At 68.4% G+C, this 14,789-nt stretch carries 16 protein-coding genes; 3 read left to right on the plus strand and 13 right to left on the minus strand.

What is annotated here, in order from left to right:
- Positions 1–24: 24 nt before the first annotated feature.
- From MKK75_RS31205 to hemB, 10 genes are all read right to left on the minus strand, one after another.
- Positions 25–1,410, minus strand: coding sequence for a histidine kinase (locus tag MKK75_RS31205; RefSeq protein ID WP_244046349.1), 1,386 nt, complete (start codon positions 1,408–1,410; stop codon positions 25–27).
- Positions 1,411–1,690: 280 nt separating this feature from the next.
- A complete protein-coding gene (locus tag MKK75_RS31210) occupies positions 1,691–2,983 on the minus strand; it encodes an adenylosuccinate synthase (RefSeq protein ID WP_244046350.1) in 1,293 nt (430 codons plus the stop codon).
- A gap of 143 nt (positions 2,984–3,126) precedes the next feature.
- A complete protein-coding gene (locus tag MKK75_RS31215; protein ID WP_244046351.1) occupies positions 3,127–3,459 on the minus strand; it encodes a hypothetical protein in 333 nt (110 codons plus the stop codon).
- A gap of 98 nt (positions 3,460–3,557) precedes the next feature.
- Positions 3,558–4,409, minus strand: a complete 852-nt coding sequence (locus tag MKK75_RS31220) for a D-amino-acid transaminase (RefSeq protein ID WP_244046352.1) — start codon at positions 4,407–4,409, stop codon at positions 3,558–3,560.
- A 4-nt stretch (positions 4,410–4,413) separates the two neighbouring features.
- Positions 4,414–4,845 (minus strand): hypothetical protein, encoded by a 432-nt coding sequence (locus MKK75_RS31225; protein WP_244046353.1) that lies wholly within the window; start codon positions 4,843–4,845, stop codon positions 4,414–4,416.
- Positions 4,846–5,127: 282 nt separating this feature from the next.
- Complete coding sequence (gene purB, locus MKK75_RS31230; protein WP_244046354.1) at positions 5,128–6,435, minus strand: adenylosuccinate lyase; 1,308 nt, start codon at positions 6,433–6,435, stop codon at positions 5,128–5,130.
- Between the two features lie 103 nt (positions 6,436–6,538).
- Positions 6,539–7,285 carry an arginyltransferase gene (locus tag MKK75_RS31235; protein ID WP_244046355.1) on the minus strand — a complete coding sequence of 249 codons (747 nt, stop codon included), beginning with the start codon at positions 7,283–7,285 and terminating at the stop codon, positions 6,539–6,541.
- A 124-nt stretch (positions 7,286–7,409) separates the two neighbouring features.
- Positions 7,410–7,898, minus strand: a complete 489-nt coding sequence (locus MKK75_RS31240) for an RDD family protein (protein ID WP_244046386.1) — start codon at positions 7,896–7,898, stop codon at positions 7,410–7,412.
- 87 nt (positions 7,899–7,985) lie between these two features.
- A complete protein-coding gene (locus tag MKK75_RS31245) occupies positions 7,986–8,354 on the minus strand; it encodes a hypothetical protein (protein ID WP_244046356.1) in 369 nt (122 codons plus the stop codon).
- Complete coding sequence (gene hemB / locus MKK75_RS31250) at positions 8,351–9,409, minus strand: porphobilinogen synthase (protein WP_244046357.1); 1,059 nt, start codon at positions 9,407–9,409, stop codon at positions 8,351–8,353. The genes MKK75_RS31245 and hemB overlap by 4 nt, the downstream gene beginning before the upstream one ends.
- Before the next feature lie 209 nt (positions 9,410–9,618).
- Here hemB and MKK75_RS31255 point away from each other — a divergent pair, with 209 nt between their 5' ends.
- Positions 9,619–10,077, plus strand: coding sequence for a DUF6163 family protein (locus MKK75_RS31255; protein WP_244046358.1), 459 nt, complete (start codon positions 9,619–9,621; stop codon positions 10,075–10,077).
- Between the two features lie 161 nt (positions 10,078–10,238).
- Positions 10,239–10,751 carry a transcriptional regulator LdtR gene (gene ldtR / locus MKK75_RS31260; protein WP_244046359.1) on the plus strand — a complete coding sequence of 171 codons (513 nt, stop codon included), beginning with the start codon at positions 10,239–10,241 and terminating at the stop codon, positions 10,749–10,751.
- Positions 10,752–10,757: 6 nt separating this feature from the next.
- On the opposite strand, the gene MKK75_RS31265 is transcribed toward ldtR, so the two are convergent.
- Entirely contained in the window at positions 10,758–11,363 is a 606-nt protein-coding gene (locus tag MKK75_RS31265) for an exopolysaccharide biosynthesis protein (protein WP_279594253.1), read from the minus strand.
- Between the two features lie 403 nt (positions 11,364–11,766).
- Between MKK75_RS31265 and bcsS the strand changes: the two genes are divergently transcribed.
- On the plus strand, positions 11,767–12,381 hold the full coding sequence (gene bcsS, locus MKK75_RS31270) for a cellulose biosynthesis protein BcsS (protein ID WP_244046361.1): 615 nt from the start codon (positions 11,767–11,769) through the stop codon (positions 12,379–12,381).
- On the opposite strand, the gene MKK75_RS31275 is transcribed toward bcsS, so the two are convergent.
- Positions 12,348–13,946, minus strand: coding sequence for a cryptochrome/photolyase family protein (locus MKK75_RS31275; RefSeq protein ID WP_244046362.1), 1,599 nt, complete (start codon positions 13,944–13,946; stop codon positions 12,348–12,350). The two genes, bcsS and MKK75_RS31275, sit on opposite strands and share 34 nt — an antisense overlap.
- A gap of 4 nt (positions 13,947–13,950) precedes the next feature.
- A complete protein-coding gene (locus MKK75_RS31280) occupies positions 13,951–14,685 on the minus strand; it encodes an SDR family NAD(P)-dependent oxidoreductase (RefSeq protein WP_244046363.1) in 735 nt (244 codons plus the stop codon).
- Between the last annotated feature and the right edge of the window lie 104 nt (positions 14,686–14,789).

Here is a 14,789-nt window from a genome sequence, read left to right on the forward strand (position 1 = left end):
CCGGCTCCGCCGGACAGGCCGCCTTCACTGCCAGGCGGTGAAAGCGTTCTGCATGACCTGAGTGCCCGTAGACCCCTTCTCGAAGGTCAAAACGGCACGTTTGCCGGACGTGTAGCGCAGGGCCAGATCGAACCAGTTCTTGTGGAGCAGCAAGTCAGTATTGCGCTCGATGTCGTTCGGCAGCGAGGAGAGGCCGATCAGGAACAGGTTGTCGCGGACCCGGACGGGAAGGCCTGAGACCGGCGAGCCGCGGGCATTCTGATCGTCCTTGGCTTGGAGCAGGCCGACATCCTGAATCGTACGGCCGCCCCCGCCTCCGGTCTGGCTGAACGTCAGATTCACCGTATGGGAGGCCGGCAGTGTCGTGTCGAGATTGCGCTGTATCGTCATGACCAGAGTGAGCCCCGCGTCCGGGATCGTCACGGTGGCCACGACGGCGTTCTGCAGAGGCTGTCCCTGGTCGCCGTTCACCGTATCGAGCTTCCACGTGACACGGCCGGTCATCAGCGTCGGCTGCGCGTTCTCGCCGCCCACCTCCTCGATCAACTCGGCCCGCTGAGCGACCGAGACCGTCGGCTCCGTGGACGGCGTTGCGGCGCGCGGGGGCGCAGCGCTGTCGGGCCGGGGGCTGACCCGCGGAGCGGGGGAGGCCTCGCCGCCGATGCGGTCGCTGAACTTGGTTTCCGCTTCGGGCTTCTGCGTGTCGGCTGTCTCCGTCGCGCTTGTTGGAAGGCTCTGGGGCCGGTCACGGAGCAGGAAGGCGGCCACGGCGATCATGGCGATCACGGCGGCCAGGATGCCGCCCACGAAGATGTTGCGCAGCAGCCGCGAGCGTCCGGCCCGCGGCGGCACCACCTCGATGCGTGGGCGCTGGCGGCCATTGCCGGCATCGGTCACCGCCGCGGCGAGATCGGGATCCTCCGGCGGCGCAAGAACGGCCGCCGCCGGCTCGCTCACCTCGGAGGCTGCGGGCGCTGCCGTACCGGGACGCCGCGTCGCGAGCGGGATCGAGGCCTCCCGCGGGCTCGGTTCCGGCTCCGGCGCGATCGCCGGCGGCTCGTAACGCGGTTCGAAGGGAGAACCGGCAGGAGGAAGCGCCGGCTCGGCGGCGGGCTCGGGCAGCGCCGGCTCCGGAACCGCCGGTGCCGGAGCCGGCTCGTGGCGGGCTGCCTGCGCGGCGTCGTTCGCCGGCGCCGGAAGTCCGCCGTGATCGACTTCGAGCCGCTCGATAGCGGCATCCAGAGCCCGGCGCTCGAGATCGATATCGCCCTCGGAGAGCGGTGGATCGAGCGAGCGGAGCTGGCTGATCAGGGCGTTGCGCGCACGATCGTAGACCGCCTTGCGCAGGGCGGGCGTTCGATCCGGCAGCGCATCGAGGGCGCGTGCCAGAAGCGGGTAGTAATCGGCCATGTGCCCCTGATCCGCCCCTACGGTCGCCGGCCGGCATGCCGGTCGGTGGCCGGGAGCCGAGGGCCGCGGCCGTTCCGGCAGGATCGGTCGCGGCCCTCGGCCGTTGATGTCGTGTCTCCGCAGCGCGCGGCCGCGGCCGAACGCTGCTCGTTCTGTCGACCGCCGTCCACCGCGAAGATGGACGACGAGCTGCGTACCAGTTCTAGATCACGCCGGCGCGGCGTGGATATGGGCGGAATGGCCGAAAAGATGCTGCCACAACGCGATAGCGCCCGATGCGTCAATCCTCGAACGGGTTGTGCATCAGGATCGTGTCGTCGCGCTCAGGTGATGTCGAGAGCAGGGCCACGGGGGCCCCGATCAGCTCCTCGATCCGGCGGACATACTTGATCGCCTGCGCCGGCAGATCCGCCCACGACCGGGCGCCCGCCGTGGTCTCGGACCAGCCCGGAATCACCTCATAAACCGGCTCGACACGGGCCTGCGCCGCTTGGCTCGCCGGGAGATGGTCGATCGGCTTCCCGTCCAGCAAGTAGCCGGTGCAGACGCGGATCTCCTCGAAGCCATCGAGGATGTCGAGCTTGGTCAGCGCGATGCCGTGAATGCCGGAGGTCCGCACCGTCTGTCGCACCAGCACGGCATCGAACCAGCCGCAGCGGCGCTTGCGCCCGGTGTTGACGCCGAACTCGCGTCCGCGGCTGCCGATGGTTTCACCGATTGCGTCGAACAGCTCGGTCGGGAATGGCCCTTCTCCCACCCGGGTGGTGTAGGCCTTTGCGATGCCGAGCACGTAGCCGATCGCCCCCGGGCCGAGGCCCGAGCCCGTCGCGGCCTGCGCGGCCACGATGTTCGAGGACGTCACGAACGGATAGGTGCCGTGATCGACATCGAGCAGGGCGCCCTGCGCGCCCTCGAACAGGATGCGTTTGCCGGCTCTGCGCTCCTCGTCGAGCAGCGACCAAACGGTATCGGCGTACGGCAGGATTTCTGGGGCGATAGCCTTCAGATCGGCCAGCAGCGCCTCGGCATTCACCTCGTCGATCCCGAGGCCGCGGCGCAGGGCATTGTGGTGGGTCAGCACCCGGTCGATCTTGGCCGGCAGCGCGTCGGGATCGGCGAGGTCGACCACCCGGATCGCCCGGCGCCCGACCTTGTCCTCGTAAGCCGGGCCGATGCCGCGCTTGGTGGTGCCGATCTTGAGGCCGGCATTCGCGGTCTCACGGAAATGGTCGAGCTCGCGGTGGAGCGGGAGGATCAGCGTGGCATTGTCGGCGATTCGGAGGGACGCGGGCGAGACCTCGACGCCCTGCGCCTTGATGCGCCCGATCTCATCCACGAGATGCCAGGGATCGACCACGACGCCATTGCCGATCACCGACAGCTTGCCGCCGCGCACCACGCCGGAGGGCAGCAGCGCCAACTTGTAGGTAACCCCGTCGATGACCAGCGTATGACCGGCATTGTGGCCGCCCTGGAAGCGGACGACGATGTCGGCCTGCTCGGAGAGCCAGTCAACGATCTTCCCTTTGCCCTCGTCGCCCCACTGGGCGCCCACAACGACGACGTTGGCCATGTCTGCCTGCTTACCCGCGACGGAAACCGGGACGGCGCCACCCACGGGTGCAGGCGGCGTACGTCGTCAGCCGTTTCCGCGATCCGGGCAGCGAAATCAAGCAACGCGCCCGCATGGCGCTTCCGCACCCCGGCTGCGGCGGGCTATTTCGCTTCCGTTCCCGGCGTGCGGCCAGGCAGCTCGTTGGGCTTGATCACCGGCATGGATCCGGACTGATCGGGTTTCACGACCGTTCCCGTGGCTCCATCGGCCGGCGGTTTGATGACGCCGTCGTTCTGCTGGAGCTTGTCGCTGAGCGACTGATCCTTCGGTGGCGCATCCGAGGTCGGGCGCATGCGCTCGGCCGGCGTTTCGGTCGCGGGCGGCAGGGCCGGATCGGTATCGCGACCCTTCAGCGGGGCATTGGGCGTCTGCGCCTGGGCGGAGCCAACCAGCAGCATCGCGGCCAGCGCGGCGAACAGGATATTCTTCGGCACGATCGCTCTCCCCTCGTGGCGCGGATTTCGGGGAGGAACAGCCGGAGGCGGCATCCGTTCCGGCGCGGACCCGCCTCCCACGCATCGAGTCGGTCCGCTCAATCCTGCCGTGCGGCCGCGATGTACAGTTCGCGCAGGCGCCGGGTGAGCGGACCGGGGCGGCCCGCGCCGATCGCGCGGTTGTCGATCTCGACCACCGGCATCACGAAGGCCGAGGCGCTGGTGAAGAACGCCTCCTGAGCCTCGTAGGCCTCCGCGACGGTGATAAGCCGTTCTTCGATCCTTAGGTCGGATTCCTGCGCGAGGCGCAGCACCGAAGCGCGCGTGATGCCGGGCAGCAGCGCCGTCGAGAGCGGCCGGGTCACGAGCACGCGCTCGCGGCTCACGATGAACGCCGTGGACGATGCCCCCTCGGTCACCGCCCCATCCTCGACCATCCAGGCCTCGGCGACCCCGGCCTCGGCAGCCTGCTGCTTGGCGAGCACCTGGGCCAGCAGGGCGACCGACTTGATGTCCCGGCGCTTCCAGCGCAGGTCCTCCACGGTGATCACCCGGGCGCCGGTCTCGACAAGCGGGTTGGCCAGCACGGTCTTGGCCTGCGTGAACATCATGACGGTCGGCGCGACATCGCCCTTCGGGAACGCGAAGTCGCGCTCGGCCACGCCGCGCGTCACCTGCATGTAGACGAGGCCCTCGGTGACGCCGTTGCGGGCGACGAGTTCCGTCTGCAACCGCTCCCAGCCGGCCGCGTCGTGTGGATTGCGAATGCCGATCTCGCCGAGCGACCGGTCGAGGCGCGCGAGATGGGCGGCGTTGTCGACGAGCTTCCCATCGAGGATCGCCGAGACCTCGTAGATCCCGTCGGCGAACAGGAAGCCGCGGTCCATGATCGGCACGCGGGCCTGCTCGAAGGGGAGGAATTCGCCATTGAGGTAGACGGTGCGGCTCATGAGGTCAGTCTCTGTTCAGCTCTGTTACGAAGCCCTTCGCCGTCCACGGCGCCGGCACTTTGGGAGTCGGGCGACTTTCCTCCGGCCGCTGACCGCCCCAAACGAAGACGCCGGCCAGTCCGGAGATCGGGGTGACCAAGGCCGCGATGGCATAAACGTTGGCGCCTTGCGCCACCACGAACGCGCCCAGGGCAATCGCTCCGGAAGCGAGAGCCGTGCCGAGAAACAGGCAGAGATGCCGGTAGATCCCTGCGTGCGAGGCATCCGCCACCACGGTCCGGAATCGGGCGCGCCGTTCTTCGTCATCCGTCTCCAACGCTCGGAAACACGCATCCAAGACGCGAGCGCCGCTGCCGGGAACAAGAGCGTCGAGTTCCACGATCGCAGCGGGATCGGGCCATTTGCCGGCCATCAACCTCGGCGGCTCGACCATCATGTCAGTGTTCGAAGGCCTTCAGTGAGAAGGCGCGGAAACCGATCGTCGTGCCGAAGACGGCGACCCGCAGTGATCCGTACGACATCAGCCGGGTGAACCGCTCCCCGCGCGCAAGAAGCCTCAGAACCCAAAGATCACGCTCCGTGCTCTGCTCAGCCAGCGCGACGAAGCGCGCGGCGGAGCCGGGCAGAACCGCTCGTAGCGTTCCAGGTCGCCGGGCTCGGGCAGAGCGCGCAATGCAAGCATCTCGTCCTCATAGCATGGATGGGATGTCGCTCGTCTTCAGGCCGCGCCGAAGACCCGTGCAAAAATCGTGTCGACGTGCTTGAGGTGGTAACCCAGATCGAAGCATTCCTCGATCTGCGCCGGCGGGAGCGCCGCGGCGACTTCGGGATCGGCCTTCAGCAGCGCCAGGAAGTCGCCCTCCCCGCGCCAGACCGGCATCGCGTTGCGCTGGACGAGGCGATAGGCATCCTCCCGCGAGACGCCGGCCTGCGTCAGCGCCAGCAGCACCCGCTGCGAATGGACGAGGCCGCCGAGCCGGTCGAGGTTCTGCTGCATGTTGGCTGGGTAGACCAGCAGCTTCTCGATCACCCCGGTCATCCGCGCCAGGGCGAAATCGAGGGTGACGGTGGCGTCGGGGCCGATCATCCGCTCGACGGAGGAGTGCGAGATGTCCCGCTCGTGCCAGAGGGCGACGTTCTCCAGCGCCGGGGTGACGTAGCCGCGGACCATCCGGGCGAGGCCCGTGATGTTCTCGGTGAGCACCGGATTGCGCTTGTGCGGCATCGCCGAGGAGCCCTTCTGGCCCTCCGAGAAGAATTCCTCCGCTTCCAACACCTCGGTGCGCTGGAGATGGCGGATCTCGATGGCAAGCCGCTCCAGGGACGAGGCGACGACGCCCAAAGTGGCGAAGAACTGCGCGTGTCGATCCCGCGGGATGACCTGGGTTGAGACCGGCTCGGCGGTCAGGCCCATCTTCTCGGCAACGTAGGCCTCGACCCGCGGATCGATGTTGGCGAAGGTGCCGACCGCCCCAGAGATCGCGCAGGTCGCGACCTCCTCCCGCGCCGCCACGAGCCGGCGGCGGTTGCGCTGGAACTCGGCGTGGGCCTGCGCGAGCTTCAGCCCGAAGGTCACGGGCTCGGCGTGGATGCCGTGCGAGCGGCCGATGCTGGGCGTCATCCTGTGCTCGAAGGCCCGGGCCTTTAGGGCGTCGAGGAGCGCGTCGACATCCGCGATCAGGATGTCGGCGGCGCGTACGAGCTGAACGTTGAGGCAGGTGTCGAGGACGTCCGAGGAGGTCATGCCCTGGTGGACGAAGCGCGCCTCGGGGCCGACGATCTCCGCCAAGTGGGTCAGGAACGCGATCACGTCGTGCTTGGTCACCGCCTCGATCGCGTCGATGCGGGCGACGTCGAACACCGCGTCACGGCCCTTGGCCCAGACAGTCTCGGCGGCGGCCTTGGGCACGACGCCGATCTCGGCGAGGGCGGTGGTGGCGTGGGCCTCGATCTCGAACCAGATCCGGAAGCGGCTCTCGGGCGACCAGATCGCGGTCATCGCGGGGCGGCTGTAGCGGGGGATCATGGGGCCTCGGCGCTGTCCGGAACAGGTGCGAGGCCGGTAACACGCTCCGCCCCGGCCGCTCAATGCGGATCCGGCATGTCCGGGCCGCTTCGCCCGGGAAGCGTCAGTCCGCCCGGACCCAGCCCTGCCCCATCAGCCGTTCCTGCGGCAGGAAGCGCGACTTGTAATCCATCTTGCGCGAGCCCTCGACCCAGTAGCCGAGGTACAGGTAGGGCAGGCCGAGGCGCCGGGCCCGGCGGATGTGATCCAGGATCATGAAGGTGCCGGGCGAGCGCGAAGCCTCCGTCGGGTCGTAGAAGGAGTAGACCATCGACAGGCCGTCGGCGAGGACGTCCGTCAGGCAGAACGCCAGCGGCGGGCCAGAGCCGCGCCCGGTGATCGCCGTGTCCGGCCCGTGACGCCGATAGGATACGAGATGGGTGTCGACGTGGCTGTCCTCGACCATCATGGCGTAGTCGAGCACGGTCATGTCGACCATGCCGCCGTCGCCGTGGCGGGCATCGAGATAGCGGCGGAACAAAGCGTATTGCTCGGAGGCCGGACGGTTCGGTTCTGGCGTCCCGACCCAGTCCGTGTTGCGGCTGAGGATGCGCCGCTGGCTCGCGCTCGGCTCGAATTCGTCGACCACGACCCGGACCGAGATGCAGGCCCGGCAGGTCTCGCAGGCCGGCCGGTACGCGATGGTCTGCGAGCGGCGGAAGCCGCCCTGCGTCAGGATCTCGTTGAGATCGCGGGCGCGCCGGCCGACGAGATGAGTAAACACCTTCCGCTCCTCCTGGCCCGGAAGGTAGGGACAGGGCGAAGGTGCGGTGAGGTAGAATTGCGGTGTGTCGCGCGGATGGCTGGTCACGCTTCTGTTCGACCCTGCACCGGATGCATCCTCTCGGCGCCGGCGTGACAGTGTACAGGCGAAGCTGCCGGGCTCAATGGCCCGGCCCTTCACCGCACGATATTTTCACCGCGACACGGCGACCTCAGCGTGCGTGGACCACCGCGAGACCCAGCAACAGATCGTGGCCGAGCCGACGGTCGGACCGCACGAGCCCGAAGGCGATGTCGACGCACCAGAGCAGGAAGGTCGAAACGGCCACGTAGAACAAAAGGGCGTGGACGGCCGCCGTGATGATGTCGACCCGCGCGCCGCTCTCCGGTGCCACGACCCGTAGACCCATCAGCCTCTGGCCGATCGTGCTCTGCCGCGCGCCGCCGACCGTCATCGCGCTGTAGATGATGCCACTCGCCGGCAGGACCGCGAACAGGGTCCAACCCAGGCCGAAGGTCACGACCCCGACCAGCGTGATCAGCAGCGTGAGCAGCACGGTGAAACCGAAGATGAACAGGATGTCGAGGAGGTAGGCTACCGCGCGGGCGCCGAGGCTCGCCCGCACGAAGGGTACGGGCAGCGAAGCGGCGTAGCCGGGCGCATCGAAGCGCTGCGCGTAGCCGGGTTGGGGGTTCTGCATCATGTCGCGTCCTGCAAGCGAGGCTGCGCGTCGAGAGGTGGTGGCGGTGCGCCGGGGCCGCAAGAGGCTGTCGCGGGGCCGGATCGTTCAGTGGTCGCCTGGATCCCCGGCCGCCGCGTCCGGCGTATCGAGATAGAAGCGCTTCAGCATGTAGAGCGCCGGACCCGACAGATGACTGCTCTCGGTGGCCAGCGCGAGGAGGGTCGAGCCGGCATCGAAGCGGCAGGTCAGCCAATGCTGCCGCTTGCCCTCCGCGTAATCGACCCGGACCGTGTCGGCGGTCGGTCCGGGGCCGGCCCGCAGCAGGCGGATGCCGGCCTCCGGGGCGACTGCCGGCAGCGCCCGGCGACAGGTCGCGACCCGCTCGCGTCGCCGGGCATCATCACAGGTGGCGAGCCCTCCCAGAAAGCCGGCCGAGACCGCCGCCGCGAGCAACCAGCGATGCGCCGGCCTCACGGATGGTTGCGCAGGCGCTCGGCGACCCGGGGGGCGTGATAAGTCAGGACACCGTCGGCCCCGGCCCGCTTGAAAGCCAGCAGCGCTTCCACCATCGCACGGTCGCCGTCGAGCCACCCGTTCCGGGCCGCCGCCTCGATCATTGCGTATTCGCCGGACACCTGATAGGCGAAGGTCGGAACCTGGAACTCGTCCCGGACGCGGCGGATGATGTCGAGATAGGGCAGACCCGGCTTCACCATCACCGAATCGGCGCCCTCGTCGAGATCCAGGCGCACCTCGCGCAGGGCTTCGGCCGAGTTGCCCGGATCCATCTGGTAGGTCCGTTTATCGCCGACGAGGGCGGCCTTCGTGCCGATCGCGTCGCGGAAGGGGCCGTAGAACGCGCTCGCGTATTTCGCGGCGTACGCCATGATCTGCACATCGAGGAAGCCGGCCTTGTCGAGCCCGGCCCGGATCGCGCCGACCCGCCCGTCCATCATGTCGGACGGGGCGATGATGTCGGTTCCGGCCTCGGCCTGGATCAGGCTCTGCTCCACGAGGACCGCCACGGTCTCGTCGTTGAGGATCGCCCCATCCCGCATGAGGCCGTCGTGGCCATGGCTGGTGTAGGGGTCGAGGGCGACGTCGGTCATGATCCCGACTTCGGGGACCGCCCGCTTCACGGCCCGCACCGCCTGACAGACGAGGTTGTTGGCATTGAGTGCCTCCGAGCCCGTCGGGTCGCGCCGCGACACCTCGGTGAACGGAAAGAACGCCACCGCCGGGATCCCGAGACGTGCCGCGCGCTCGGCCTCGCGCACGATCTCGTCCACCGAAAGCCGCTCGACGCCGGGCATCGAGACGATCGGCTCACGCCGTCCGGCGCCGTCGATGACGAACATCGGCCAGATCAGGTCGTCGACGGTGAGCGTGTGCTCGCGGACGAGGCGGCGCGACCATTCGGCCTTCCGGTTGCGGCGCGGACGCTGGGTGATTTTCAGGCCCTCGACACGAGCGCCCTCCCGGGCGGCCTCCAGGGCGATGGGACGCGGCTCGGGCAGGGTGTCTGACATGCGGCTTCGCTACCGTTCGCGCGGCCTGCGCCGCGGATCGCTCGGCGCAGGTGCGCCGGAGGCGCCGGACTAGCACACGGGACCGAGCCCGCGAAACCCGGCCGTTGACGCAGACTCGCCAAACCGCTTCAACCCGGCGACTCCTCGCCCGTCATCAGGACTCCGGCCCCGATCATGAACCGGCCCCTCCCCGCCCCGAGCGCATCGTAGTGCCGGGCTCCTTTCCGATCCGGCGCAAGACACCGCGGCCCGGCGAGATCCCGAGCGACCGGATCGAGCGCGCCCAGGGCCCGGCCCCCGGTACGTGGGATACGGCGCTGATCTGGTTCATGCGGATCACGGCGCTGCTCTGGCTGATCAAGAGCGTCGCGTCCTGGGCGACCATCCTCGACGTCGTCCCCGGATCGCGGCCGTTCGAGACCGAGCCGTTCGGCCGGCAGGCGGCCATCGTCTACTTCGCGGTTGTCGATGCCGCGGCCGCGATCGGCCTGTGGCTGACCAGCGCCTGGGGCGGCGTCATCTGGCTGCTCGCCGTGACATCGGCCATCACGCTCGCGGTCCTGACGCCGCAACTCCTGCCGGTGCCGCTCTCGCTCCTCGTATTCGGCGGCTGCGTCGTGCTGTTGTACTTCCTGCTGTCCTGGCTGGCCGCGCAGGAAGCACGGTGAACGAACCGTTCTGATCTTCGCTTCAGTTTGTCTTTACCTCAAAGCGTAAATCGGCAATTCATCCTGTCGCTTAAATCGCCTTTCATTCCCGAGCGGTAGCTTAGCCATCATCAGCGGCACCGCATTGAACGGATACCGCAACATCTGACGGCGAGGCAGAGATGAAGACGCAGAGCGCCCGGGCCCCGAAGATCGAAGCCACCGAGGAGGCATTGCCCGGCAAGGGCTCCTACCTGGAGGCTCTCCACCTCGTGGAGCGTCTGCACCGCCGGCTCCTCGACGTGATCAAGGACGAGTTCGAGCGCCGCGGCCGCGAGGACGTCAACAGCGTCCAGGCCCTGCTGCTGTACAACATCGGCGACAAGGAACTCACCGCGAGCGAGCTGCGGACCAAAGGCTACTATCTCGGCTCCAACGTCTCCTACAACGTGAAGAAGCTCGTCGAGGCCGGTTATCTGCATCATGCCCGCTCGAAGACGGATCGCCGCTCGGTCCGGATCAGCCTGACCGACAAGGGCCGTCAGGTACACGAGATCATCCAGGGTCTGTACGACAAGCACGCCCGCACGATCGCCCCGATCGGCGGGATCTCGGACGACGACTTCAGCCGGCTCAACCAAGCGCTCGGCCGTTTGGAGCGCTTCTGGACCGATCAGATCCGTTATCGGCTGTAAGGCATCCTACCAGACGTTCAGAAGGCTGAGGATCCCGGCGATGACCGCGTAAGCGAAGCCGGCGTTGATGGCGACGCCGAACAGGCCGATCACCAGGCCGCCCATCACCAAGATGCCGTCACGCTCGACGAGGCCGAGGCCCACGAGGCAGACGGCGAGGCCCAGCGGGATCTGACCAACGATCGGCGCGGCCACGATCAGGGCCAGGGCCAGGGCGAGCAGGGCGATGCCCATGCCGCGCATGCCCAGCGCGGTCTCGAACACGCTCAGGCGCGGGCGCGACCAGCGCTCCAGGCGCCGCAGGACCGGCACCGCGCGCGTCACCGCGCGCCGTACGTCGACCAGCGCGATCGAGCGGCCGAGCAGCATCCGCGGCAACCAGGGTGCCGACATCCCGGCCGCGATCTGGATCGCCACAAGAAGGAGCAGCAGGCCGCAGATCAGCGGAATCGGCGGCGGCATCGGCAGGCAGTTCGGCAAGCCGAGCAGCACCACGAGCAGCGCGAAGGCGCGATCCCGCAGGACCGCGACGATGTCCCCCACCGTGAGGCGCTCGCCTTCCTGGCTCGCCAACACCGTGAGGACGTCCGACGTTCGTGCACCGGAGGTCAAGGATCCGCCAACCTTCGCTGTCCCGGGGGGGCTCTAGCCGAGAACCGGTGGTACGCCAAGCACGGCAGGCCTGCGACGGGACGGCTTCGGCCTATCGTCGGGATAAACGCTCTCGAAAGCGGCGCACGGAAGGCCGATTGAAATAACCGGTACGTTGGACAAGTCAGGATTATTTTAGGTTCGAGAGATATTTATCAAGTATCAATATAGTATAATTCCTGTCTATCATCGAAAATTCTAAGTCGACTCGGCACGACGACTCGTTGATTTTCCCTCGATCGGAGGGAAGAGCGTGCGATTTTTGTGTGGCCCACAGAGACCTCACGGCATTTCGACTTGGGCCGCGATCGGGTTTCTCAGCGGCGCCTGTTCGTGCAACGCGGCCGGCGCCGACGAGATCGACATGCTCCTGTTCGGCAGCCTCGACGCCGACGCCGCCACGTTCGTGACGGCGGGCGTGAAGATCGGCCTGCCGTCCCTCGAAGACGACGGTTTCGTGGCACTGGCGAGCCTCGGCGGCGGCAGGCAGGGCGAGCGCGACTTGGACGGCCCGCGTCGGCGCTACACGGCTGTCAGCGCTGTCGGACTCGGCTACCAGTGGTTTTTCGATTGGGGCGTGGTCGCCGCCTTCGCGGGTCCGGAAGGGTCTGTCCAGATGCTGACCGACGGCCTCGGCCCGACCATGCTGCCCCTGCGTTTCGGTCTACGGCTGCACGGCGAAGTCTGGGCGCGCCCGACGGAAGCGACGATGGTCCAGACTACCGTGATCGCGGGCTCGGCGATCGACAGCGTCTGGATGCGGACGGCTTGGGGCTACCGCCTCTGGGGCGCCTATCTCGGTCCCGAGGCGAGCCTCTACACAGCTGCGTCGGGCTATCGAGAGTGGAAATTCGGGCTGCACGGGACGGATTTCGCCGTCGGCTGCGTCAGCTTTCGGGTCTCGGTCGGCATTCAGAGCGAGGCCCACCGGCGGGCCGTCGCCCCCTACGTGACGCTCGCCGTCTGGTCAGCCTTGTAGGCGGCACCGGGCTCGCTCGACAGCGATTCGAGAAACGCACTGGCGTCGCGGCGGATCTCAGCACGCCGCTTGTCCCCGAAGCCCTGCAGCGTCCTGTAGGGCATCGTCATGCGCGGGTTTCCGGCGAGCTTGTCCGCGTTCTCGATCAGGAAATTCCAGTAGAGATAGTTGAACGGGCAGGCCGCCGCCCCGGACTTGACCTTCACGTCATAGGCACACCCTCCGCAGTAATCGGACATCCGGTCGATATAGGCACCCGAAGCGGCGTAGGGTTTCGAACCCATCACGCCGCCATCGGCCCACAGCACCATCCCGTGCACGTTGGGCAGTTCCACCCACTCGTAGGCATCGGCGAAGACGATCAGGTACCAATCCTCGACCTGCGCCGGGTCGAGTCCGGCGATGAGCGCGAAGTTGCCGGTCACCATCAGGCGCTGGATGTGGTGGGCGTAGGCGTGGGCGCGCGTATCCGCGACGACCTGCGCGATGCAGTTGAGCTTGGTCTCGCCCGACCAGTAGAACCACGGCAGGGCGCGCCCTGCCTCGAGGGCGTTCGTCTCGCGATATGCGGGCATCCGTGCCCAGTAGAGGCCGCGCACGTATTCGCGCCAGCCGAGGATCTGTCGGATGAATCCCTCGGTGCAGTGGAGCGGCGCTGCGCCCGCGCGAAAAGCCCGCTCGGCGGCTCGGCATACCTCCTCGGCGGTCAACAGCCCGGCGTTGAGGGCCGGCGAGATCAGCGCGTGATACAGGAAGGGCGCGCCGGTCTTCATGGCGTCCTGGTAATCGCCGAAGGTCGGCAGGCACGTCGCGATGAAATGCCGGAGGGCGGCAAGCGCGTCGTCCCGCGTCACGGGCCAGGAGAACCCGGCGAGATCGCCGAAATGGTCGGCGAACTCCTGCTCCACCAGGGCGATGACCTCGCGCGTCACCGCATCCGGCTGGAAACCGATCCGGTCGGGGGGCCGGTGCCCCTTGGGCAGGCGCTTGCGGTTCTCGGCGTCGAAGTTCCAGCGGCCGCCCACGGGCTCGCCCCCATCCATCAACAGGCCGGTGCGACGGCGCATGCCCCGGTAGAAGGTCTCCATCCGCAAGTGGTGTCGGTCCTCCGCCCAGCGCGCAAAGTCTTCGCGCGGGCAGAGGAAGCGGTTGTCGGGGCGGATCTCCACCGGCGGACCGAGCGTCTGGCGCCAGTCCTGCATCATCTGCCAGACGCGCCACTCGCCCGGCTCGGTGACGACGACGCGCTCGGGGTGATGCCGCGCGACCGCCCGTTCCAGCTCGCCGGTGAAGCTGCCGGTGTTGCCGGGATCGGTGAGCCGCACGTAATCGACGGTCACGCCCTCGTCCGCCAGTCCGGACGCAAAATGGCGCATGGCGGCGAACAGGAACGCGATCTTCTGCTTGTGGTGGCGGACATAGGTCGCCTCGGCCCGCACCTCGACAAGCAGGACGACGTCGCGTTCAGGGTCGAGGTCGGTCAGGCTGGAGACGCGGCGGGTGAGCTGGTCGCCGAGGACGAAGCGCAGCGTCCGGCCGGATCCGGTGCGGCTTTGGCCCGGCATCGGCTCAGCCCTTCGTCCGCACGGTGGAGCGGCCGCCGTCGACGCCGATCACCTGACCGGTGATCCAGGCCGCCTCCTCGGAGATCAGGAAGGCAGCCAGCGCGCCGACATCCTCCGGCCGGCCGAGGCGCGGCAGGGCGTGCATCGCCGCGATGCCCTGGGCCAGGGTCTCGTTGCCGGTGATCGCGGAGGCCAGTGGCGTCCGGGTCAGCGACGGCGCCACCACGTTGACGCGGATCTGCGGCGCCAGTTCGGCGGCGAGCGACAGGGCCAAGCCCTCGATGGCCCCCTTCGCCATGGCCACGGAGGCGTGGGCCGCGAAACCCTGCGCGACCGCGACCGTCGAGAACAGCACGATCCCGGCGCCCGCCTCACCCGCGCCGCGCTTCAGCGCAGGCGCGGCGGCCTGAACCGCCGAGAAGGCGCCCAGCGCATTGACCCGGAAATCGTTCTCCACGTCCTCGCGGGTCAATCGGCTCAGGGGCCGCAGGTTGATCGTGCCGACCGCGTAGACGAGCCCGGCGAGTTCTGGTCCCGCCGCCTCGGTCGCCGCGGTGAAGAACGCGGCATCGGCGATGTCGCCCGCGCTGCAGGTGGTCTCGCCGAGCCGGTCGGCCGCCTCGGCCAGTCGATCACCCCCCCGGGCAGCGAGATGGAGGGCATAGCCCCGGGCGCGCAGGGCGCCGGCCGTCGCCAAGCCGATCCCCCCGGTCCCGCCGTAGATCATCACCCGCCCCACGGAGATCCCCCTTGCTACCCAACGCCACGCGATCAAGGTAAGGCCGGGGGCGACGGCGGGCAGGCCGGGGGGCCTGCACCCTCCACGTGCACAAGGTCGCAGGC

This window comes from Methylobacterium sp. J-030 (assembly GCF_022829545.1).
In the GTDB taxonomy this organism is placed as follows: domain Bacteria; phylum Pseudomonadota; class Alphaproteobacteria; order Rhizobiales; family Beijerinckiaceae; genus Methylobacterium.